12 protein-coding genes are annotated in these 24250 nt (G+C 70.9%); 6 read left to right on the plus strand and 6 right to left on the minus strand.

From position 1 onward, the window contains the following. Positions 1-8: 8 nt before the first annotated feature. From ACFC06_RS10040 to ctaD, 6 genes are all read right to left on the minus strand, one after another. Positions 9-815, minus strand: coding sequence for an NUDIX hydrolase (locus ACFC06_RS10040; protein WP_375929413.1), 807 nt, complete (start codon positions 813-815; stop codon positions 9-11). Positions 816-1032: 217 nt separating this feature from the next. Beyond that, positions 1033-1872, minus strand: coding sequence for an ABC transporter ATP-binding protein (locus ACFC06_RS10045; protein ID WP_375929414.1), 840 nt, complete (start codon positions 1870-1872; stop codon positions 1033-1035). 100 nt (positions 1873-1972) lie between these two features. Further along, a complete protein-coding gene (locus ACFC06_RS10050; RefSeq protein WP_375929415.1) occupies positions 1973-2734 on the minus strand; it encodes a peptidyl-tRNA hydrolase in 762 nt (253 codons plus the stop codon). Between the two features lie 33 nt (positions 2735-2767). Then, on the minus strand, positions 2768-3190 hold the full coding sequence (locus tag ACFC06_RS10055; protein ID WP_375929416.1) for a hypothetical protein: 423 nt from the start codon (positions 3188-3190) through the stop codon (positions 2768-2770). A gap of 81 nt (positions 3191-3271) precedes the next feature. Then, positions 3272-4501, minus strand: a complete 1230-nt coding sequence (gene serB, locus ACFC06_RS10060; protein ID WP_278263685.1) for a phosphoserine phosphatase SerB — start codon at positions 4499-4501, stop codon at positions 3272-3274. 81 nt (positions 4502-4582) lie between these two features. Continuing rightward, positions 4583-6325, minus strand: a complete 1743-nt coding sequence (gene ctaD, locus ACFC06_RS10065; protein WP_375929417.1) for a cytochrome c oxidase subunit I — start codon at positions 6323-6325, stop codon at positions 4583-4585. 306 nt (positions 6326-6631) lie between these two features. Here ctaD and ACFC06_RS10070 point away from each other — a divergent pair, with 306 nt between their 5' ends. The 6 genes from ACFC06_RS10070 (at position 6632) to ACFC06_RS10095 (ending at position 24249) form a co-directional block, all read left to right on the plus strand. Next, positions 6632-7435, plus strand: a complete 804-nt coding sequence (locus ACFC06_RS10070) for a VOC family protein (RefSeq protein WP_375929418.1) — start codon at positions 6632-6634, stop codon at positions 7433-7435. Between the two features lie 143 nt (positions 7436-7578). Continuing rightward, on the plus strand, positions 7579-7980 hold the full coding sequence (locus tag ACFC06_RS10075) for an AMP-binding protein (RefSeq protein ID WP_375929419.1): 402 nt from the start codon (positions 7579-7581) through the stop codon (positions 7978-7980). A gap of 102 nt (positions 7981-8082) precedes the next feature. Continuing rightward, positions 8083-21648, plus strand: coding sequence for an amino acid adenylation domain-containing protein (locus tag ACFC06_RS10080; RefSeq protein ID WP_375929420.1), 13566 nt, complete (start codon positions 8083-8085; stop codon positions 21646-21648). Further along, positions 21645-22646 carry an ATP-binding cassette domain-containing protein gene (locus ACFC06_RS10085; RefSeq protein ID WP_375929421.1) on the plus strand — a complete coding sequence of 334 codons (1002 nt, stop codon included), beginning with the start codon at positions 21645-21647 and terminating at the stop codon, positions 22644-22646. Before ACFC06_RS10080 ends, ACFC06_RS10085 begins: the two co-directional genes overlap by 4 nt. Then, the gene (locus ACFC06_RS10090) at positions 22643-23461 is read left to right on the plus strand and encodes an ABC transporter permease (RefSeq protein WP_375929422.1); all 819 of its coding nucleotides are present in this window, start codon (positions 22643-22645) and stop codon (positions 23459-23461) included. Before ACFC06_RS10085 ends, ACFC06_RS10090 begins: the two co-directional genes overlap by 4 nt. After that, positions 23461-24249 carry an ABC transporter permease gene (locus tag ACFC06_RS10095; RefSeq protein ID WP_375929423.1) on the plus strand — a complete coding sequence of 263 codons (789 nt, stop codon included), beginning with the start codon at positions 23461-23463 and terminating at the stop codon, positions 24247-24249. The genes ACFC06_RS10090 and ACFC06_RS10095 overlap by 1 nt, the downstream gene beginning before the upstream one ends. Position 24250: the final 1 nt, after the last annotated feature.

Consider the following 24250-nt stretch of genomic DNA (forward strand, 5'->3'; position numbering starts at 1 on the left):
CGGCCAACCTACCGGCCGCCCAGTGCACCCAGCTGCGGCAGCTCCGCGAAATACCGGGCATTGTCGGGGAAGTCGGTGAGCGGCGGCCCGTCACCGGTGGGGGTGTAGGTGGGCATGATCGGGGTGATCGGCCGTTCGGCGGCCAGCACGGCGGCGGTGTCGGCGAATCCGCACAGGGCGTCGAGCTGCGACCAGGTGGGCGGCAGCAGCACATGCTCGCCCGCCTTCCAGCTCGCCAGCGCGTCGCCGGGGCTCGCCCAGGCCACCCGGGCGGCCTCGGAGGTGGCCCCGTCGGCGCTCTGGCCCTGCGGCAGCACGGCGACGAAGAAGCGGGTGTCGTAGCGGCGCGGTTCGGCCACCGGGGTGATCCAGTTGGACCACGGACGCAGCAGATCGGCGCGCAGCACCAGTCCCTCGGCGGCCAGGAACTCGGCCAGCGAGAGTTCACGGCGCTCGAGCCTGCCGCGTGCCTCGCGGTAGTGGGTGGGGTCGTCGACGACGGTCTGCGCGGTCGGGCCCGCCAGCAGCACGCCGCATTCCTCGAAGGTCTCGCGCACGGCCGCGGCGACCAGCGCCTGCGCGCCCGGTTCGTCGGTGCCGAAACGCTGGGCCCACCAGTCGGGGCCGGGACCGGCCCAGGCGATGTCGGCGGTGGCGTCGGTGCGGTCGACCCCGCCGCCGGGGAACACGGTCATCCCACCGGCGAAAGCCATGCCCTTGACCCGCTGCTGAAGGAAGACTTCCAGGCCCGCGTCACCGTCGCGCACCAGAATCACCGTCGACGCGTCCCGCACGGGCACCCCGGACTCACTCATACCGTTCCTCTCCACCTGCGCGCACCCGCGACGACCTGGGGCCATGTCGGGTGTGCTCGGGCCGGTGCGCCGATGCACCGACCTGTCTGCACCCTAACGCCCGCTTGGTTCGCCACGGTAACGGTTCAGGCGCGCGCGACCCGGCTTCCCGCTCAGCGGACGGTTCAGCCCGCCGGCGCGGCGTGGTTCAGGCCCGGCGGTGTTGCCGCCGGACGGTTCAGGCCCTGCGGTGCTGACCCGCCCGCCGCGCCCGCCGGGCGAACCAGCGCCCGTCGACCCGGTCCAGCGCGATGGACTGGCTGAAGGCGGCGCTGAGATTGGCGGCGGTGAGCACGTCCTCGAGCAGGCCCTGGCTGACCACCTCACCCTCCTTGAGCAGCAGGGCGTGGGTGAAGCCGGGCGGGATCTCCTCGACGTGGTGGGTCACCAGGACCATGGCGGGCGCGTCGGGGTCGGCGGCCAGATTGCCCAGGCGTTCGACGAGCTCCTCGCGGCCACCGAGGTCCAGGCCCGCGGCGGGTTCGTCGAGCAGCAGCAGTTCCGGGTCGGTCATCAGGGCACGCGCGATGAGCACGCGCTTGCGCTCGCCCTCGGACAGGGTGCCGTAGGTGCGGTCGGAAAGGTGTTCGGCGCCCAGGGTTTCCAGCATGTCGACGGCGCGTTCGGTGTCGATGCGGTCGTAGCGCTCGCGCCAGCGGCCCAGCACCGCGTACCCGGCCGAGACCACCAGGTCGCTGACCTTCTCGTCGACGGGAATGCGGCTGGCCACCGCCGCCGAGGACAGGCCGATGCGCGGGCGCAGTTCGGTGACGTCGACGCGACCGAGCGTCTCGCCCAACAGGTTCGCCGCGCCGGAGGTGGGATGGATCTCGGCGGCGGCCATTCTCAGCAGCGAGGTCTTGCCCGCCCCGTTGGGGCCGAGCACCACCCAGCGTTCGTCGAGCTCGACCTGCCAGGTCACCGGGCCGACGAGCGTTCGGCCCGCGCGGCGGATGGTGACGTCGGAGAAGTCGATGAGCAGATCGGGATCGGGATCGGGTTGCGACACGCGCTCCATCTTGGCCCACCCGGGCACTTTGCGGAACGACCGGCCCGGGTCGGATTCGCGCGACCGGGTCACACGGTGCGCGGAGCTCGTCGCGCGCGTGTCGGCCGGGTCAGCGCGCGGCGGGTACCGCGATCACCGTCATCGAACCCGGTGCCACTTCGGTGAATCCGGCGTCGCGCACCGCGACCGCGCGGCCCGCCGCCACCTCGGCGGTGAGCCGGGCCCACCGTTCGGGATCGGCGTCGCGCACCGCGCAGCGCAACTCGCGCGCGGCCCAGTCCTCGACCGTGTCGAGGGGCAGCGCACCGGCCAGCAGCATGCTCGCGTGCCCCACCTGCGCGGCGGCCTTGCCGACCGACATCTCCAGCGCCGCGTTCACCCACAGCACGGGCAGGGTGGGGTCGGCCGGGCCCGGTTCGTCGTGGGCCAGATCGGTGCCGCCGATCTGGAGTTTGCGCACGCGCGGGTCGATCTCGCCGACGGGTCCCGGCACGAACGCGCGGGCCTGTGCGCCGTCGACCTCGACGGTCACCCCGTCGACCTCCCCCGCGGCCACCCACTGCGCGCCTCTGGCCCGCCGCGCGACCTTCCTGATCCGCGACCGCTTCCACGCCAGATACCGCGACTCCCATTCCCCGTCCGGCCCCGATCGCGGGTCCAGGCACACGGCCAGCGCCGACGCGGCCGCGGCGGCCAGCAGGGCGCTGCGCGCGGGCGGGTCGGTCTTGGGGATGTGCAGCACCATCTGCATGGCCTGCACCAGGGCCGGGTCGGCCGGGTCGCCCGCGCCGCCGTACCCCCGGGCGAGTTCGGCGTGCAGCGCGGCGAAGGTGTCGGGGGCGTCCACGGTGCCGGTCGATTCGTCGCTCATCGTCGGATCAGCCTAATCGAACCGGACGGACGCTCACTTCACCTGGACGTCGAGGAAGAAGGCCGGGGCAGGCCGGACCGGCGCCTTGTTGGCCGGGCTGTAGCTGTATTGGAGGGCGGTATCGCCGGGCTGGACCGTCCGGTAACGCCAGATCGTGGCATTGCCGTCGGCCACCGGACCGCCGTCGGCCACGAGGATGCCCGCCTCGAAGTTCACCACCGCCCACTGGTCGGTGGAATCGGGCGACTGCGGTAATCGCACGTGCAGGCGGCGCCCGACGGGCATCACCACCGTGCCCCCGTTGACGGTCTGGTCGATCAGCACCGGCGGCGCCGGATCGGCGGGCTGGTACTCCGGCAGGACCACCGAGGTGGGTTCCGGATCGTCGCCGCCACAGCCCGCGGTCAGCGCGCCCAAGCTCGCCACGGTGACCAGCACGAACAAAGTCCTACCCACCGCAGCCTCCCAGTGACGAACAGTGACGACGACTCGGAACACCTCGTCGTCACTCTACGTCCCGGCAGTCTCGTTTCGGCGTCAGCGACCGAGCAGCGGCACCCGTCGCACGCCGCCGTCACGGGCGTCGGCGGCCTCGACCTCGTCGCGGGTGACGCCGAGGATGAACAGCACCGCGTCCAGATACGGATGCGACAGCGCCGTGTCGGCCACCTCGCGCAGCGCGGGCTTGGCGTTGAACGCCACGCCGAGCCCGGCGGCATTGAGCATGTCGATGTCGTTGGCGCCGTCACCGACCGCGACGGTCTGCTCCATCGGCACGCCCGCGTCGGCGGCGAACTTGCGCAGCGCGGTGGCCTTGAACGCCCGGTCGACGATCTCGCCGACCACCCGGCCGGTGAGCTTGCCGTCGACGATCTCGAGGGTGTTGGCCTGCACGAAGTCGAGTTCCAGCTCGTGCGCGAGCGGCTCGATGACCTGCCGGAACCCACCGGAGACCACACCGCAGCGGAAACCGATGCGGCGCAGCGTGCGAATGGTGGTGCGGGCGCCGGGGGTGAGCTCGATCCGGTCGGCGACCTCGTCGATCACCGAGGCGTCCAGCCCTTCGAGCGTGGCCACCCGCTGACGCAGCGACTCGGCGAAGTCGAGCTCACCACGCATGGCCGCCTCGGTGACCTCGCGGACCTGCTCCTCGACCCCGGCGTGCGCGGCCAGCATCTCGATGACCTCGCCCTGGATGAGCGTGGAGTCCACGTCGAAGACGATGAGCCGCTTGGCCCGCCGGGCCAGGCCCGCGCGTTCCACCGCGATGTCGACCTGTTCGGCGACGGCCACGTCGGCCAGCGCGGTGCGCAGCCGCGAGTCGGTGTCGGCGCCGGTGTCGGTCGCGGTGACCATGAGTTCCATGCCGGTCACCGGGTAGTCGGCGATGCCGCGGATGGTGTCGATATTGGCGCCGAGGGCGGCCAGGATGCGCGAGATGGCGCTGAAGGCATGCGCGGTGACCGGGGCGCCCAGCACGACGACGGCGTGCGTGGACATCGGCGGCTTGCCGATCTGCGCGTCGACGGAGACGTCGACCTGCATGCCGACGGTGTTCATCGCCTCTTCGAGGTCGTCCTGCAACGCCTCGGGGTCGTTGGGGCACGACACCAGCACGCCGAGGGTCAGCCGCCCCCGGATGACGACCTGCTCGACATCGAGCAAGCTCACCTGATGCTTGGACAGCGCCGTCAGTAGGACCGACGTGACGCCGGGCCGGTCGGGGCCGGTGACGGTCACGAGAACTGTGGTGTCGGCCAAGTCGATCTGCTCCGTTCGATTACCCACAAAAAGAGTGTGCACCTGCTGGTCACCCAGCAGGTGCACACCCTGGTCTTACGGTGTTTCCTACTTCTTCGCGAGCGCGCCTTCGCCGGCGTGCGCGTTGTGCTTACCCGAACCCCAGCCGACGTGCGCTTCGGCCTTCATGCGCTCGACCATGTGCGGGTAGTGCAGCTCGAACGCGGGACGCTCCGAACGGATGCGCGGCAGCTCGTAGAAGTTGTGGCGCGGCGGCGGGCAGGTGGTGGCCCACTCCAGGGAGTTGCCGTAGCCCCACGGATCGTCCACGGTGACGACCTCGCCGTAACGGTAGCTCTTGAACGTGTTCCACACGAACGGCAGCATCGACGAGCCCAGGATGAAGGCACCGATGGTGGAGATGGTGTTCAGCGTGGTGAAGCCGTCGCTGGGCAGGTAGTCGGCGTAGCGACGCGGCATGCCCTCGGCACCCAGCCAGTGCTGCACCAGGAAGGTGGTGTGGAAGCCGACGAAGGTGGTCCAGAAGTGCCACTTCGCGAGGCGCTCGTCCATCATGCGGCCGGTGATCTTCGGGAACCAGAAGTAGATACCCGCGAAGGTGGCGAACACGATGGTGCCGAAGAGCACGTAGTGGAAGTGCGCGACGACGAAGTACGAGTCGGTGACGTGGAAGTCCAGCGGCGGCGAGGCCAGGATGACGCCCGACAGACCACCGAAGAGGAAGGTCACCAGGAAGCCGATCGACCACAGCATCGGTGATTCGAACGTCAGCTGACCGCGCCACATGGTGCCGATCCAGTTGAAGAACTTCACACCGGTCGGGACCGCGATGAGGAAGGTCATGAAGGAGAAGTACGGCAGCAGCACCGCGCCGGTGGCGTACATGTGGTGCGCCCACACCGCGATCGACAGCGCTGCGATACCCAGCGTCGCGTAGACCAGCGTGGTGTAACCGAAGATCGGCTTGCGGCTGAAGACCGGGAAGATCTCGGAGACGATGCCGAAGAACGGCAGCGCGATGATGTACACCTCGGGGTGACCGAAGAACCAGAACAGGTGCTGGTAGAGCAGGATGCCGCCGGTGGCCGGGTCGTAGATGTGGCCGCCCAGGTGGCGGTCGTAGGCCAGACCGAACAGCGCCGCGGTCAGCAGCGGGAAGGCCAGCAGCACCAGCACCGAGGTCACCGCGATGTTCCAGGTGAAGATCGGCATGCGGAACATGGTCATACCGGGCGCGCGCAGGCAGACCACGGTGGTGAGCATGTTGACGCCACCGAGGATGGTGCCCAGACCGGAGACGGCCAGGCCCAGGATCCACAGGTCGGTGCCGACACCGGGCGAGTGCAGGATGTCGGTGAGCGGCACGTACGCCGTCCAGCCGAAGTCCGCCGCGCCACCGGGGGTCACGAAGCCCGCGGTCGCCATGGTGCCGCCGAACAGGTACAGCCAGTAGCTGAACGCGTTCAGGCGCGGGAAGGCGACGTCGGGGGCGCCGATCTGCAGCGGCAGGATGATGTTGGCGAAGCCGAACACGATCGCCGTCGCGTAGAACAGCAGCATGATCGTGCCGTGCATGGTGAACAGCTGGTTGAACTGCTCGGGCGAGAGGAACTGCAGACCCGGGCGCGCCAGCTCGGCGCGCATGAGCAGCGCCATGAGACCGCCGACCAGGAAGAAGCTGATCGCCGTCACCAGGTACATGGTGCCGAGCACCTTGGGGTCGGTGGTGGTGACCGCCTTGTAGAGGAACGAGCCCTTCGGCCCGGTCCGGGCCGGATACGGTCGAGTCGCTTCCAACTGAGGGACTGGCCTGGGCTCTACCGCAGTCACTGATCCTCCTGAAGATGCCTGTACGTCACTCGCAGCGTCGGCCCCGCCTCGGGAGGACAGCAGCAGACATGCGTTGAAGTGATCGTAAACCGTGCTGCCGCAGCATTCCGCGCGGGTCCTACTCTGTGTCGTATTCGGCGCGCCGTAGACGGCGGGCCGAGGACCGTCTCGATCTTCCTCCGCAGGTCCGGCGGGTGCAACGGTTGGCGGCGATGACTTTTCGGCCTTCGGCGCGTCATGATCGATGACGGTGCGCACCCGCCCACCGCCTCTGTCGAACCACCCTGTCGAACCGAGGAGTCCGTCATGACCATCACCTCCAAGCCCGGCGATCCCGTCTGGGCCGACCTCTACACCGCCGACCTGGACCGCTCGATCGCCTTCTACGGCGAACTGTTCGGCTGGACCGCCGAGCGCGGCGGCCCGGAGTTCGGCGGCTACACCACCCTGAGCAAGGACGGCCGGGCCGTGGCCGGGGCGATGGCCAGGATGGAGGACCCCGCCGATGTCTACCCCGACCGGTGGACGGTCTACCTGTCCTCCCCGGACGCCGCGGTGACCGTCGCCAAGGCGAGCGAGGCGGGCGGGCAGGTGTTCGTCTCGCCGATGGCGGTCGCCGATATCGGCACGATGGCCGTGCTCGCCGATGTCGGCGGGGTGGGCGTGGGTGTCTGGCAGGCGGCCGCCTTCGGCGGGTTCGAGGCCAGGGGCACGGTCGCCGACGGCACCTGGTCCGACCATGTCGGGGTGCCGTCCTGGTTCGAGCTGATGACGCGCTCCTACGAGCCCTCGCTGGCCTTCTACCGGGACGTCTTCGGCTGGGACGACACCTTCACCGTCGCCGATTCCGACGAGTTCCGCTACACCACCCTGCACGCCACCTCCCCCATGCTCGGCGGCGTGATGGACGGCAGCGGACACCTGCCCGAGGGCCTGCCGGGCGCGTGGACGATCTATTTCGGCGCCGACGACGTCGACAAGACGGCCGAGCAGGCGGTGGCGCTGGGCGGCGCGATCGTCTTCGAACCGATGGACACCCCCTACGGCCGCCTGGCCGGGCTCACCGACACCACCGGCGCGCATTTCAGCATCGGCGGCAACAAGCGCTGAGCGGTTCACCCACCTTGGGGTGGTATTCGCTCCCCCTGGGAGCGGCCACCCCACCGCTGGGGTCGCTGTCGGATCCCCCGCCCGGCGGCGAGGGTGGAGAGGTACCGAAAAACACCTCCCACCAGCCTCGAAGGGGACACACGATGAGCGCACCGGCCACCGCTTCCGCCGACAACGTCGTCCAGCTGCCGCAGCGCGCGCCGATCGCGAACGGCCACCTCGCCGACGCCGATCTGGACCGCTGGGCCAATCGCCTGGCCCGGCTGCTGCTGGCCATGGGCGCGACGGCGGGCGAGCGGGTCGCGCTGGTGGTCGAGCCGCGGATCGAGGCGATCGTCGCCGAGGCGGCCGTGCGCAAGATCGGTGCGATCCCGGTGGCCGAGCACGCCCCCACGCCCCGATTCGGGATCACCATCCGGGAGCACCGCCCCGCGCTGACCGACGCCGTGGACTGGCTGGTGCTCGACGATCGCGGCACGCTGCGCCACTACCTGGTGAGTTCGGACGCGCCGCTGTCGGGTGCCGATCTGCGCGCTGCTTCCTGATACCCCATTCCGATCCGCGCGCGACAGGTTCAGAATGGATCTGGAGCGCGGTACGCGGTCGGGGACACACGGTGATCCAGACATGAGAACACAGGTCCGCTCATGACCCAGACTTCTTCGCTCGCGCCGGACGCCGGCGCCGCCGAAGGTCCTTTCCCCCTGTCCGCCGCCCAGCGCGGCATCTGGTTCGCCCAGCACATCGCCGGCGACACCCCGATCTCGATCGCCCAGTACGTCGAGTTGCGCGGCGCCGTCGATCTCGGGCTGCTCACCACGGCGGTCCGGCGCACCGGGCGCGAGTTCGGCACCGGCTATCTGCGGATGGTGGAGGTCGACGGCCAGCCGTATCAGCTCGTCGACCCCACCCTCGACGCCGACATCACCGAACTGGATCTGCGCGGCGAGCCCGACCCCGAGCGCGCAGCGCACGCCTGGATGCGCGCGGAGTACTCCGCCCCGCTGGACGTGACTCGCGACCGCCTGGTCCGCCTGGCCATGCTGCGCGTCGGCGAGGACCGCTGGTTCTGGTATTCGCGGATGCACCACATCGTGCTCGACGGCATGGGCGCCCTCGCACTGGTCCAGCGCACCGGCGAGCTCTACAACGCCGCCTTCGAGGGCCGGGAGCCGCCGCGGGCCAAGGCCGAGCCGCTACAGAAGCTCGTCGAGGCCGATCTGGCCTATCGCAGCTCCGACCGGTTCGCCGCCGACAGCGAGTACTGGCGCACGCACCTGGCCGAACTGGCCGATCCGGTGACCCTGGCCGGGCGCGCGGCCGCCGTCGACGGACATCCGCGCCGCGTCTCCGGCGACCTGCCCGCCGCCACCGCGACCCTGCTCGACGAGGTGGCCGCCGCGGTGAACTCCGGTGTCGCGCCGACGGTGGTGGCCGCGTTCGGCGCCTACCTGGCCGCGATGACGGGCGCGCCCGAGGTGGTGCTGAGCCTGCCGGTCTCGGCCCGCACCTCGGCCACGCTGCGCCGGTCCGGCGGCATGCTCGCCAATGTCGTCCCGCTGCGCGTCACCCTCGCGCCCGCCACCACGGTCGGCGCGGCGATCCTGGCGGTGCAGAGCGAGCTCACCGGCGCGCTGCGCAGGCAGCGGTACCGCCAGGAGGACATCGTCCGCGATCTGGGCTGGTCGATGGACGAGACGGCCTCGTTCGGTCCCGCCGTGAACCTGATGATGGTCGACACCCGGATCGCGCTCGGCCCGGTGGTCGGGCGCCTGCACGTGCTCACCTCGGGCCTGATCGACGACCTGTTCGTCAACCTGTATCCCGGTGTCGGTGGCGAGAGCACCCATATCGACCTCCAGGGCAACGGCAATCTCTACAGCGACGCCGACCTGGCCGCCCACCACGCGCGCTTCCTGCGGTTCCTGCACCGCTTCCTGGCCGCCGGTCCCGACGCCCCGCTCTCGACCGTCCCGGTGCTCTCCGACACCGAGCAAGCCGTCTCGGTGCCCGCGCGTGGCCCGGCGGGCACCACCGCGCGCACCCTGCCGGAGATCCTGGCCGCGGGCGCCGCGCTCGACCCGGACGCCGTGGCGCTGCGTTGGGGCACCGGTGAGTCCATGACCTATCGCGCGGTCGACGAGTACACCAACCGCCTGGCCCGCCTCCTGATCGCCGCCGGTGCCGGTCCGGAACACGGTGTCGCGCTGTCGATTCCGCGGTCCCAGGAATCGGTGCTGGCCACCGTCGCGGTCGCCAAGACCGGTGCGCCCTTCGTGCCGGTCGATCCGAACTATCCCGCCGACCGCATCGAGCACATGCTCGACGACAGCGGTGTGATCACCGGCCTGACCGTCCCGGAGGTCCGTTCGACACTGCCCGACCGGATCACCTGGCTGACCCTCGACGACGAGACCGTCGCCACCCAGGACCCCGCCCCGATCACCGACGCCGACCGCACCGCACCCCTGCACCTCGACCAGATCGCCTACGTCATCTACACCTCCGGCTCGACCGGCCTGCCCAAGGGCGTACTGGTCTCGCACCGGGGCTTGGCGAATCTGGCCACCGGATCGGGTGCCGGTTTCGGGGTAGACGCCGATTCGGTGGTCGCCCACGCGGTCTCCCCGAGTTTCGACATCTCCGTCGAGGAGATCCTGGTGACCCTCGCCGCCGGTGCCGCCCTCGCGATCGTCCCGCCCTCGGCCTACGCGGGCGAGGACATGGCGCAGGTCCTGCGCGTGCACGGCGTCACGCATCTCAATGTCACCCCCGCCGTGGTCGGGTCGCTGGACCCGGCGACGCTGCCCGCGCTGCGCACCATCGTCGTCGGCGGTGACGCGTGCCCACCGGAGCTGGTGGCCAAGTGGACCGGTCGCGCCCTGCTCAACGGCTACGGCCCCACCGAGACCACGGTCACCACCACGCTCAGCGATCCCCTCGTGCCCGGTGCTCCCGTCACCATCGGCGGACTGACCCGCGGCGTGTCGGGTCTGGTGCTCGACCCCTGGTTGCGCCCGGTCCCCGCGGGCACCGTCGGCGAGCTGTATCTCGCCGGCCCCGGTCTGGCGCGCGGCTATCACCGGCGCAGTGGGCTCACCGCGAGCCGGTTCGTCGCGAATCCGTACGCACCCGGCGAACGCCTGTACCGCACCGGCGATCTCGTCCGCTGGAGCGATGACACCGGCCGGTTCACCCTGGAATACCAGGGCCGCGGCGATTTCCAGGTGAAGGTGCGCGGCTTCCGCATCGAGCTCGGCGAGATCGACGCCGCGCTGCAACGGCTGCCCGGCATCGACTTCGCCCTCACCCTCGGCGTCCAGACCCCGGCGGGCGCCACCGCGCTCGCCTCCTATGTCACCGCAGAACCCGGCACCGAACTCCACCCGGAGGCGATCAAAGCCGCTGTCGGCGAACGGCTTCCGGCCTACATGGTGCCCGCGGTGGTCACCGTCCTCGACCGGGTGCCGCTCACCCCGCTCGGCAAGGTCGACCGAAAGGCCCTGCCCGCCCCCGATTTCCGCACCGAGACCGTCACCGGCCGTCCCCCGTCGACCCCCCGCGAAGAACTCCTCGCCGCCCTGTTCGCCGAGGTCCTCGGGGTGGACGCGGTCGGCGCCGACGACAGCTTCTTCGCACTCGGCGGCGACAGCATCGTCTCCATCCAGCTGGTCTCGCGCGCCAAGGCCGCCGGCCTCACCTTCAGCGCCCGCGACGTCTTCGAACGCAAGACCGTGGCAGCCCTGGCCGCCGTCGCCACCGACACCCCGGTCCACATCGTCGACGAACTCCCCGGCGGCGGCACCGGCCCGATCACCCTCACCCCCATCGTCCACGCCATGCTCGACCACGACGCCCCCTGGCACCGCTACGCCCAGGCCGTCCTGATCGGCCTCCCCGAAGCAACCACCCGCGCGACTCTCACCGACGCCCTGCGCGTCCTGCTCGACCACCACGATGTCCTGCGATCCACCCTGCGTGGCTCACCCGGTGCCTGGACCTGGGAGATCGCCGAGAAGGGCACGATCGATCCGGCCGTGCTCGTCGACGTGGTGCCTGCGGATCACGACGGGCCGCCGAAGCCCGCTGCCACCGACGGGACACAGACAGAATCGCGCACCGACGATTCGCCGGCAGCGGGCACCGCAACCACCACAGCGGGGGCCGACCACCTGCGCCGAGGCAGCTCGGGCCGGCATGTTGGCGAGACAGATGAGCGCCGAGCACAGCGCACTCCCGGTGCCCGGCCGCCCGGCGACGCGGAATCCGGCTCCGCGATGCCGACGGATGCCGTCGACGACGTCGTCGAACGGGCGCTGCAACGCGCCGCCGACCAGCTCGATCCCTCGACCGGCAACGTCGTACGCGTCGTCCTCATCGAGCGCGCCGACGCCGCTCCCCTGTGCTGGCTGGTCCTGCACCACCTCGTCACCGACGGCGTCTCCTGGCGAATCCTGCTGCCCGACCTGGCCACCGCCGCCTACGGCGGCACCCTCGACCCGGTCGGCACCTCGTTCCGCCGCTGGGCACACAGCCAACCCCTGGAAGCCATCGCCAGGTCGGGCGAGCTGCCGACCTGGCAGCGCATCCTGGCCACTCCCGACTCCCCTTTCGGCACAGAGCCTTTCGACCCCGCCCGCGATGTGGTCGACACCATGGCGCAGTGCCGGTCGACGATCCCCGCCGACACCACGCACGCCGTCGTCACCACCGTGCCCGAGCAATTCCATTGCGGCGCCGACGATGTCCTGCTGACCGCCCTCGCTCTCGCCGTGGCCCGATGGCGCCAGCGCACCGCCACCCTGATCACCCTGGAAGGCCACGGCCGCGCCGAATCGCTCCTGCCCGGCGCCGATGTGGCCCGCACGGTGGGCTGGTTCACCAGCGTGTACCCCGTCGCCGTCGACCTGACCGGCATCGATGTCGGCGACGCCTTCACCGGCGGCCCGGCCGCGGGCGAGGCGATCAAGACCACGAAGGAACAGTTGCGCGCGATTCCCGATCGCGGAATCGGCTACGGCCTGCTGCGCTACCTCGACGGCGAGACCACGGCCGCTCTCGCCGACGCCCCGGTTCCCCAGCTGAGCTTCAACTATCTGGGTCGCGCCGTCACCGGCGAAGACCCTTGGCTGCCACAACGTTTCGCCGCCACCAACGACGACCGGGCACCCTTGGCCGCCACCGTCGACATCAATGCCGTCCGCACCGACGCGGGCCTCGAGGTCACCTGGGCCTACGCGAGCAGACTCCTCACCGAGGCCGACATCCGTGACCTGGCCGACCTGTGGTCGCAGGCCCTGACCGCCCTGGTCACCCATGCCGCCACCGAGGGCGCGGGCGGCCGCACCCCGTCGGATTTCACGCTCGTCACCGTCGACCAACCGCAGATCGACCGCTGGGAACACACCTACCCCCGACTCACCGATGTCTGGCCGCTGTCCCCACTCCAGTACGGCCTGCTCTTCCACGCGCTCTACGACTCCGACACCGCCGACGGTTACACCGTCCAATCCCTGCTCACCCTCGCGGGCACCGTCGACGCCACCCGCCTGCGCACCGCCGCCCAGGCCCTCGTAGACCGCCACGAGAACCTCCGCGCGGCCTTCGTGGAAACCGACGACGGCCCCCGCCAGCTCGTCCTCGCCCACGCCGAGATCCGCTGGGACGACATCGATCTCAGCCCCGTCTCCGACCCAGCCGAGCGCGACCACGAGCTCGCCAGGATCATCGACCTCGACGCCCGCACCCGCTTCGACCTCACCCACCCACCCCTGCTCCGCTTCACCCTGATCAGAACCGGCCCCGACACCTTCCGCCTGGTGATGACCAATCACCATGTGGTGCTGGACGGTTGGTCCACCCCGCTGCTGGTCCGCGAACTGCTCGCCCTCTACGTCACCGCGGGCGACCCGTCGGCCCTCCCGCCCGCCCGCTCCTATCGCGGCTTCCTGTCCTGGCTCGCCGACCAGGACACCGACGCCTCACTCACCGCCTGGCGCGCGGCACTGGCGGGCATCGACACCCCCACCCGCGCCGTCCCCAGCCTGGCCGCGATCACCTCCCCCGAGACCGCGATGCGCTCGCACGAGCTGACCGCCGCCACCGTCGCCGCGCTCGACGCCGCCGCCCGCGCGGCCGGGGCCACGGTGAACACCCTGGTCCAGGTCGGCTGGTCGCTGCTGCTGTCGCTGCTCACCGGCCGCACCGATGTGGTGTTCGGCAGCACCGTGTCCGGCCGTCCGCCGGAGCTGCCCGGGGTGGAGGAGATGGTCGGGCTGTTCATCAACACCGTCCCCGTGCGGGTCACGCTGGACCCGGCGGAGAAGGTCGCCGATCTGCTGGGCCGGGTGCAGACCGAGCAGGCCCGGCTGATGGACCACCAGCACGTCGGCCTGGCCGCCATCCACCGCGCGGTCGGCCTGGCCGAACTGTTCGACACCCTCACAGTGTTCGAGTCCTACCCGATCGACCGCGAGGCCCTCTCCCAGGCCCTCGACATCGCCGGGATGCGGGTGCTCGATGTCGAAGGCACCGACGCGACACCGTATCCGCTCAACCTCATGGTGATCCCGCTGCACACCCCCGACGGCGACGCCCTGCGCATCACCGTCAAATACCTCGCCGACCAGCTCGACCACACCGCCGCGCAATCCCTGCTCGACCGATTCGTCCGGCTGCTGACTCAGCTCGCCGACCACCCGGACCTGCCCGTCTCGCAGGTCCGCACCTGCGACGACACCGAACTGTCCACCCTGGCCCCGGTCCGCGGCGCGCCGCCCGTGCCGATGCGGACGCTGCCCGACATCCTCACCGCCGGTGCTGCCCTCGACCCCGGGGCCGTCGCGGTGAGCTCGGGTGATCTGCGCATGAGTTACGGCGAACTCGACGCCTGGTCCAACCGGTTCGCCCGGGTCCTGCTCGGGCGCGGCGTGGGCCCGGAGGTGTTCGTCGTCCTGGCGCTGACCCGCTCGCTGGAATCGGTGGTCGCGGTGTGGGCACTGGCCAAGACCGGCGCGGCCTTCGTCCCGCTGGACCCCAGCTATCCGGTGGAGCGCATCGAGCACATGCTCTCCGATTCCAGGGCCCCGATCGGCGTCACCGTGACGGCCACCGGCGAAACCCTGCCCGGCACCATCGACTGGCTGCTGCTCGACGACCTCAACACCATGCGCCGCGCCATGCTCGTCTCCGACGCCCCGATCACCGACGCCGAACGCGGCGGCCCCCTCGACCTCGACCACACCGCCTACCTCATCTACACCTCCGGCTCCACCGGCAAGCCCAAGGCGGTACTCCTCAGCCATCGCGGCATCGCGAATCTGGTGACGGCGCAACGGGAAACCCTCGACCTCGACCCCTCCGCCAGCGCCCTGCAGGTCGCCTCCCCCAGCTTCGACGCCTCGGTGTTCGAGATGCTCACCGCGCACGCGGCGGGCGGGCGGCTGGTGGTGTCGCCACCGGAGGTCTACGGCGGCAGCGAACTGGAAGCCCTGCTGCGCACCGAACAGGTAACCCACGCGGTCATCACCCCGTCGGCCCTGGCCACCATGGAACCCACCGACCTCACGGCCTTGCGTGTGCTCGCCGTCGCCGGTGAGGCGGCCACACCCGAGCTCATCGAGAAGTGGGCGGCGGGCAGGCGCATGGTGAACCTGTACGGCCCCACCGAATTCAGTATCTGGGCCACCGGTCCCGCCGAGCTGCGCGCGGGCGAGCCGGTGACCATCGGCGGCCCGATCCGTGGCGCGGCCGTGGTCGTGCTGGACAGCTGGTTGCGCCCGGTCCCGGTGGGCATCCAGGGCGAGCTGTACCTGGCGGGCCCGGCGCTGGCGCGCGGCTATTTCCACCGGGTCGAGATGACCGCGAGCCGCTTCGCCGCCGACCCTTTCGGCGCGCCCGGTGACCGCATGTACCGCACCGGCGACATGGTGCGCTGGGTGCACGGCGCGGACGGCGCGCTCACTCTGGAGTACTTGGGCCGCAGCGATTTCCAGGTCAAGATCCGTGGCCTGCGGATCGAGCTGGGCGAGATCGACGCGGTGCTCTCCCGCGACACCGAGGTCGAGTACGCCGTCACCATCGGCCGCGAGGGACCGGCCGGGGCGACGGTGCTGGTGTCGTATGTGCTGCCCGCGCCCGGCGCCGACCTCGACCCCGAACACCTGCGCGCGCAGGTCGCGGCCGAACTGCCCGGGTACATGGTGCCCGGCTATGTCGTCGTGCTCGACGACATCCCGCTGACCCCGGTCGGCAAGCTGGACCGCAAAGCCCTTCCGGTACCGGACTTCTCGTCGGCGCGACGTTCCTATCTCGCCCCGCGTACACCGGTCGAGGAGTCGGTGGCGGCGGTGTTCGCCGAGGTGCTGGGCAGCGAACGCGTGAGTGTCGACGAGTCCTTCTTCGAACTCGGCGGCAATTCGCTGAGCGCGACCAAGGTCGTCGCCCGGGTGAATTCGGCTCTCGGCTGCGGGATCGCCCTGCGCGACCTGTTCGACGCCCCGACCGTGGCCCAGCTCGCCGCCCGCCTCGTCCCCGCCCCCGACGGCACCCCGGGCCGCCCCGCCCTTGCCGCGCACCCCCGCCCCGACCGCATCCCGCTCTCCCCCGCCCAGCAGCGCATGTGGGTCCTCAACCAGCTCGACCCGGACTCCGCCGCCTACAACATCGCCATCGCCCTGCGCCTCACCGGCGACCTCGACGTCCCCGCCCTGCGCCAGGCCCTCACCGATGTCATCGACCGCCACGAATCCCTGCGCACCCGCTACCCCGCCGACTCCGAGGGCCCGCGCCAGGTGATCGTCGGCACCGACCCACCCACGATGCCCGTCCTCGTCACCGAGGACGGCGCCGCCCTCCGCGCACGGATCAACGAACTCACGGCCACCGGCTTCGACCTCACCCGCGAGTCCCCCGTCCGCCTCGCCCTGTTCCGCGTGACCGAACCCGCCGGCACCGAGTCGAGCACCGAGACGCATGTGATCGTGCTCGTGGTGCACCACATCAGCGCCGACGGCGCGTCGATGGCGCCGCTGGCCGCCGATCTCGTGACCGCCTACTCCGCCCGCATCGCGGGGTCGGCGCCTACCCGCGCACCGCTGACCGTCCAGTACGCCGACTTCGCCCTCTGGCACCGCGAGGTGCTCGGTGCCGCGACGGACCCGGATTCCCTGGCGGCACAGCAGATCCGATACTGGCGAGACACCCTCGCCAGCGCGCCGGACGCCCTGGAACTCCCCGGTGACCGTCCCCGCCCGGCGGTCCAGTCCCTGCGCAGCGACGATGTCGGCTTCACGCTGGACGGCGGAACCCACAGCACCCTGGTCGAATTCGCCGCAGCGCACAATGTCAGCGTCTTCATGGTCGTGCACGCCACCCTGGCGGTCCTGCTCTCGCGCCTGGCGGGCACCGGCGACATCGTCATCGGCACCCCGGTAGCCGGTCGCGGCGAGCAAGCTCTCGACGAGTTGGTCGGCATGTTCGTCAACACCCTCGCGCTGCGCACCCCCGTGGACCCCGGCACCGATTTCCGCCGGTTCCTCGACACCGTGCGCGGCACCGACCTGGACGCCTTCGCCCACGCCGACATCCCCTTCGAACAACTCGTCCAAGCCCTGGATCCGACCCGTTCGACCGCCCACCATCCCCTGTTCCAGGTCTCGCTCTCACTCCAGAACTTCCTCGCCCCCGTCCTCGAACTGCCCGGCCTGCGCTTCGAGGTCGAGGACTTCGATCGCCGCTCCTCGGCCTTCGACCTCACCGCCGACCTGCGCGAACGCTTCGACGACTCCGGACGCCCCGCCGGTATCGAGGGCACCCTGTCCTACGCCACCGACCTGTTCGACGCCCCCACCGTCACCGCCTTCGCCGACCGCTGGCACCGGGTCCTCACGGCCGTCCTGGCCGATGCCGACCTCCCCCTCGCCGATATCGACATCCTCACCGAATCCGAACGCGCCCAACTGGTCCCGGTCCACGGCCCGGCGACCACCGGCACCACCACCCTCGCCCACCTGTTGGCCAGTACGGCCGCCACCTTCCCGGACCGCCCCGCCGTCATCGCCTATCAGCCGCATCCCACGTTCGACCCCGCGCCACCCCACTCCCCTCGGCGCATAGATGCGGAGACGGACGGCACACCCTCGGCCACGGAATCCTTCGGCACGACAACACTTTCCGCCGCAGAGGCGCACGCCGCCACCTCCGCCACGAAGCCCTCCGGCGTGACAGCACCTTCCGCCACCACCTACCGCACACTCGATGCCCGTTCCAACCAGCTGGCGCGACTGTTGATCGAGGCGGGCGCCCTCGCGGAAACCGTTGTTGCCCTGTCACTCCCACGGTCGGAGGCCCTGCACATCAGCCTTTGGGCGACTGCCGAGACCGGCGCCGCTTTCGTCCCGGTCGACCCCAAGCACCCCGCCGACCGCATCGAACACATGCTCACCGATTCCGGTGCGCGCGTGGGCATCACCCTCGCCGAGTACCGGCCCGGTCTCCCCGACAGCACCCACTGGCTCGTCCTCGACGACCCGGCCGTGGCCGAACGCCTCGCCGCCACCAGCGACGCCCCACTCACCCCGGACGAACTCCCGGCCCCGATCCGCGTCGAGAACCCGGCCTGGATGATCTACACCTCCGGCTCCACCGGCACCCCGAAGGGCGTCACCGTCACCCATCGCGGCCTGGCCGACCTGATCGCCGCCCAGCGTGCCGACCTCGCCCTCGACGAGCACGCCCGCGTCCTGCAGGTCGCCTCCCCGAGCTTCGACGCGTCGATCTTCGAGGCGCTCATGGCCTACGGCTGCGGTGCCGCCGCCGTCATCGCACCGCCGGACGTCTTCGGCGGCGCCCCGCTCGCGGAACTCATCGCCGCCGAGCAGGTCACCCACATGGTCATCACGCCCTCGGCGCTGGCCACCATCGATCCCGCCGAGGTCTCGAGCGTGCGGGTGCTGGCCGTGGCCGGGGAGGCGGTCGGCCCCGACCTCGTCGCGCGCTGGTGCGGCGGGGCGGACGGCCGCACCATGGTGAATCTGTACGGCCCGACCGAATACACCATCTGGGCAACGGGTTCCGCGCCGCTGTCGGAAGCGGAGCCGGTCACCATCGGCACACCGATCCGGGGTGCGAGCGCACTCGTCCTGGACGACCGCCTGCGCCCGGTCCCCGTCGGCGTCGCCGGTGAGCTCTACCTGGCAGGCACCGCCGCGGCCCGTGGCTATCACGCCCGTCCCGCCCTCACCGCCGCCCGTTTCGTCGCCGACCCCTTCGGCGCACCCGGCGACCGCCTCTACCGCACCGGCGATCTCGTCCGCTGGACCCACACCGGCACCGACCTGACCCTGGAATACCTGGGCCGCACCGATTTCCAGGTGAAGGTGCGCGGCCAGCGCATCGAACTGGGTGAGATCGACGCGGTCCTCGGCGGCATCGACGGTGTGGATCTCGCTGTCACCCTCGGCGTTCCGGGGCCCACGGGCGCCACCGCCCTCGCCGCCTACCTGGTGCGCCTGCCCGGTGCCGAACTCGATCTCGACCATGTGCGTGCCGTCGCCGCCGACACCCTGCCCGGCTACATGGTCCCGGCCGCGTTCGTCGTCCTGGACGCCATCCCGATCAATGCCGTCGGCAAACTCGATCGCAAGGCCCTGCCCGACCCGGTGTTCGTCACCGACGACACCGCCTACCGCGCCCCGGAAACCCCGACCGAACAGGTCCTCGCCGACATCTACGCCGAACTGCTGGGCCGCGAGCAGGTGGGCGTGGACGACTCCTTCTTCGCCCTCGGCGGAGACAGCATCCTTGCCATCCAGCTGGTCACGCAGGCGAAACTGCGGGGCGTGCACTGCACTCCGCTGCAGGTCTTCGAGCACCGCACCGTCGCCGCGCTGGGCGCCGTCGTCGACGCGGGCGAGACCGTGGAGGCACTGGCGGAGCTGCCCGGCGGCGGGGTCGGCGACCTGCCGCTCACCCCGATCGTGCGGTACATGATCGAGCGCGGCGGCGATTTCGACCGGTTCGTCCAGACCGCCGTGCTCGACCTGCCCGTCGGTATCGACCGCACCCGGCTCGTCGCCACCCTCACCGCCGTGATCGACCGGCACGACATGCTGCGCGCACGCCTGTCCCGCGACGGCGACGACTGGCGGCTGACCGTGCCGGACCCCGGCACGGTCGACGTCGACACCCTCGTGCACCGCACCGAGTTCGACGCCGCGGTCGACCCCGTGGAACTGCGCGAATACGCCCAGACCGCATTGGATTCCGCGATGAACCGCCTCGATCCCGCCACCGGGGTGGTCCTCCAGTTCGTCTGGCTCGACCCCGTCGGCGACGCCGGGTCACGCACCCGGCCCGGCCGCCTGATCGTCGTCGCCCATCACCTGGTGATCGACAGTGTCTCCTGGCGCATCCTCGTGCAGGACCTCATCGCCGCCTGGGCCCAGGTCGCCGCCGACACCACCCCGGTCCTGCCGGAGACCGGCACCTCCGTGCGCCGCTGGTCGCACGCGCTCACCGAACAGGCGCACAGCGACCGCCGCTGCGCCGAACTCGGCTACTGGCAGACGGTGACCGGCGGCCCCGACCCGCTGCTCGGCAGTCGCCCCCTCGATCCCGCGATCGACCAGGGCCACACCGTGCGCCGCCTCGACATCGAGGTCGACGAATCCACCACCACCGCCCTGCTCACCACCCTGCCCGGCCTGTTCCACGGCGGCGTCACCGATGCCCTGCTCGCCACTCTCGCCCTCGCTCTCGTGCGCTGGCGAGCACGCCGAGGCGTGGACGAACCCTCGGCGCTGCTGCGTCTGGAAGGCCACGGCAGGCAGGAGGAAGTGGTGCCGGGCGCGGACCTGTCCCGCACCATCGGCTGGTTCACGAACCTGTACCCCGTCCGCCTCGACCTCGCCGAGATCGACATCGACGACGCCCGCACCGGCGGCCCCGCCATGGGCACCGCCATCCGCGCGGTCAAACACGACCTCCTGTCCGTCCCCGACAAGGGCATCGGCTTCGGCATGCTCCGCTACCTGAATCCCGAGACCGCTCACCATCTTCCGGAAGCACTACCAGGCCAGATCTGCGTGAACTACCTCGGCAGGCACACCTCCGTCGAGACCCCCGCCGGACTCGAGGGCCTGGGCTGGCTGCCCACCGGCGACCTCGGTGACCTGGACGCCGCCGAACACGGCGAGGTACCCGTCATGGCGGCCATCGACATCAACGCCATGGTCGTCGGTGACCGCCTGCGCGCCGACTTCGGTTATGCCGCACAGCTCCTCGACCGCGAGGATGTCGCCGAGCTCGCCCAGCTGTGGGCCGAGGCCCTGACCGCCGCCGCCCGGTTCGCCGACACCCCCGCCGCCGCGACGGCCGCCGCCGACGAAGCCGCCACGACCACGGCGACCCCCGCGGGCCCCACCGGTCTCGGCCTGGACGTGCTGCTCCCCATCCGCCCCGACGGTGACAAACCCGCCCTGTTCTGCGTGCACTCCTCCTCCGGAATGTCCTGGAGCTACCTGGGATTCGCCGAGAGCCTCCGTCCCGGCCGCCCGATCTACGGCCTCCAGGCCCCGGACCTCGCCGGCCGCGAACCCTCGGCCCGCTCGATCGAGGAATTCGCGCGACGCTACGTCCGGGAGATCCGCGCGGTCCAGCCGCACGGGCCCTACCACCTGCTGGGCTGGTCGTTCGGTGGGCTCATCGCCGAGGCGATGGCCGTCGAACTGGCCGCGGCGGGCGAGCAGGTCGGCGTGGTCGCCCTGCTCGACACCGACACCGCCGATATCGACGGCGACAGCATCGAACGCCTCACCGCGGGCGCCTTCATCCACACCTTCGGCGCGATCTTCGGCATCGACGACGTCCCCGCCGACGCCACCGCCGAGCAGGCCGCCGCCGCCATCACCGCCCGGCTCGGCGTCGAACTCGTCGACGCCGCCACCCTCGAACGGATGGCCGCCTCCTACAACGCCTCCGCGGGCACCAGGACCGGCTATCAACGCCCCGTCCACGACGGTGACCTGCTCTACTTCCGCGCCGCCGTCGACCCGCAGGAATGGATGGGCCCGGACGGCTGGCGGCCCTACGTGACCGGCGAGATCGTCAGCCACGACGTGCCGGTGACCCACGACGAGATGACCAATCCGCTTGCCCTGTCGGTGATCTCACCACTGCTCGACGACCAGATGGAAGCAGGAGACCGGCTATGAGCGTCGAACCCACTCTCGCCCCCAGTCCCGCCCGCACCGGCGGGGTGCTCGTGGAGGGCATCGAGAAATCCTTCGGTGACGTGCACGCCCTGCGCGGGGTCGACTTCGCCGCCGAGCCGGGCCAGGTGCTCGGCATTCTCGGTCCCAACGGCGCGGGCAAGACCACCACGGTCAATATCCTGTCCACCCTGATCACCCCCGATCGCGGGCGTGCGGTGGTCGCCGGACACGATGTCGTCGCCGACCCGGCCGCGGTGCGCCGCGCCATCATGCTCACCGGCCAGTACGCCGCCCTCGACGACATGCTCAGCGGCTACGAGAACCTGGTCATGTTCGGCAGGCTCATGGGCCTGCGCAAACCCGCCGCCCAGGCCAGGGCCCGCGAACTGCTCACCGAATTCGATCTGGACCGGGCCGCCGAACGCCGCGTCGGCACCTACTCCGGTGGTATGCGCCGCCGCATCGATATCGCCTGTGGCCTGGTGGTGCGCCCCGATGTGGTCTTCCTCGACGAGCCGACCACCGGCCTGGACCCGCGCAGCCGCCAGGGCGTCTGGGACCTGGTGCGCGGCTTCAAGAACGAGGGCATCACCACCCTGCTCACCACCCAGTATCTCGAAGAGGCCGACGCGCTCAGCGACCGGATCATCGTCATCGACCACGGCGTAGTGATCGCCGAGGGCACCGCCGACGAACTCAAACATCGCACCGGCGGCAGCTACTGCGAGATCGTGCCCCTGGATCTCGACGGCCTGCCCACCATCGCCGCCGCCCTCGGCACCCTGCTGCCCCCGGAGAACCTGGCCGCGCTCACCCCGGAATCCGACCGCCTCACCATCCCCGCCCCCGAGGGCGCCAAGACCCTCGCCGAAGCCCTGCGCCGCCTCGACGACGCCGGCATCGAACTCGTCGACATCGCCCTGCGCCGCCCCTCCCTCGACGATGTGTTCCTCCAGCTCACCGGCCATCTGGCCACGACCGAGCAGGCCGTCCCGTGACCACCGCCACATGGCACACCGACGTCCGTGCCGCCCCCGCCACCGTGCAGCAGTGGTGGGTGCTGACCACCCGGCTGATCGCGCCCGCCGTCAGGTCCGGCGAGGTGCTGTCCTCCGTGCTGGCCCCCGCCGCGTTCACCGCGAGCTTCTACATCCCGCTCAAGACGGTGATGATGTTCTCCGGCAACGGTTTCAGCAGTTACGCCCAGTACATGATGCCGCTGGTCATCCTCCAGGCCGCCGCCTTCACCGCCATCTCGGCGGCCTTCCGCTCGGCCACCGACGCCGTCGCCGGGCTCAATCGCCGCTTCGGCGCCATGCCGCTGCGGCCGCTGGTCCCGGTCGCGGCGCGGATGTCGGCCAATCTGTTCCGGCTGGTGATCTCGCTGGCCGCCGCCATCGCCTCGGGGTACGTCATCGGGTTCCGGTTCCGGCTCGACGGCTGGCACACCCTCGGCTTCCTGGCCTTGTCCCTGCTCATCGGGATCGCGCTGACCCTGGGCGCCGATGTCATCGGCACGCTGTCCAAGAGCCCGGAGGCGACCTCGCAGGCGCTGGTGCTGCCACCGCTGATCTTCGGCATGCTCTCCACCGGTCTCGCCCCGGCCGATCAGTTCCCGGAGTGGATCCAGTGGTTCGTGCGCAATCAGCCGGTGTCCCAGTTCGCCATCGCCCTGCGCGCGCTGGCCGGGGACACCGCGGGCAATGCCGGAGTGGTGAGCTGGTCGCTGATGGGCCCGTCGCTGCTGTGGCTGACCGCCATCCTGGCGATCTGCGCGCCCGTCGCCGTCCGGCTCAGCGCACGGAGGGCGTGATGACCCTGCAGACCGAGAACTCCCCCGCCGCGCTGGTCCGGCACACGCTCATCCAGACCGAGCGGCTGCTGGTGCGATGGGCCCGCAACCCGATCACCCTGCTCGAGACACTGCTCATCCCGTGCCTGCTGCTGATCATGCTCGACATCGTGGTCGGCGGGCAGATCGAACGGTTCACCGGCGAGGACGCCCTCTACGGTTCGGTGCCGATGGTCGCGCTGGTCGGCGCGCTCTCCGGCGCCGTCGCCAGCGGGGTCCTGCTGGGCCGCGAACGCGACGCGGGCCTGCTGGCCCGGTTCTGGGTGCTGCCGGTGCACCGGGCCTCCGGCCTGGCCTCACGCATCCTGGCCGAGGGCTGCCGCATCCTCGCGGGCACGATCGCGGTGGTCCTGGTCGGTTTCCTGCTCGGCTTCCGGTTCCACCACGGCCCGCTGGCGGCACTGGCGTTCCTGCTGGTCCCGGTGATCTTCGGGCTGGCCTTCGCCACCATCGTCACCACGGTGGCCGTCTACACCGCCAAGGCCGCGCTGGTCGAGGGCATCACCATCCTCACCTCGCTGATGATGTTCTTCAGCACCGGTTTCGTCCCGCTGGTCGCCTTCCCGACCTGGATCCAGCCGGTGGTGCGCAATCAGCCGATGTCGGTGGCCGTGGACGCCATGCGCGGGCTGGCCGACCACGGCCCGGTCGCCCGTCCGCTCGTCCTCAGCCTGATCTGGTCGGCGGGCGCGGTGCTGCTGTTCGCCGTCCCCGCCGCCATCGGTTTCCGCCGTGCCAGCCGCCGGTGAC

The organism is Nocardia sp. NPDC056064, assembly GCF_042266925.1.
GTDB lineage: Bacteria > Actinomycetota > Actinomycetes > Mycobacteriales > Mycobacteriaceae > Nocardia.

Coding starts and splice junctions, on each gene's coding strand:
- ACFC06_RS10095 (WP_375929423.1), top strand. CDS start 23,461: ATGACCCTGCAGACCGAGAACTCCCCCGCCGCGCTGGTCCGGCACACG.
- ACFC06_RS10040 (WP_375929413.1), bottom strand. CDS start 815: ATGAGTGAGTCCGGGGTGCCCGTGCGGGACGCGTCGACGGTGATTCTG.
- ACFC06_RS10045 (WP_375929414.1), bottom strand. CDS start 1,872: ATGGAGCGCGTGTCGCAACCCGATCCCGATCCCGATCTGCTCATCGAC.
- ACFC06_RS10075 (WP_375929419.1), top strand. CDS start 7,579: ATGAGCGCACCGGCCACCGCTTCCGCCGACAACGTCGTCCAGCTGCCG.
- ACFC06_RS10050 (WP_375929415.1), bottom strand. CDS start 2,734: ATGAGCGACGAATCGACCGGCACCGTGGACGCCCCCGACACCTTCGCC.
- ACFC06_RS10080 (WP_375929420.1), top strand. CDS start 8,083: ATGACCCAGACTTCTTCGCTCGCGCCGGACGCCGGCGCCGCCGAAGGT.
- ACFC06_RS10085 (WP_375929421.1), top strand. CDS start 21,645: ATGAGCGTCGAACCCACTCTCGCCCCCAGTCCCGCCCGCACCGGCGGG.
- ACFC06_RS10070 (WP_375929418.1), top strand. CDS start 6,632: ATGACCATCACCTCCAAGCCCGGCGATCCCGTCTGGGCCGACCTCTAC.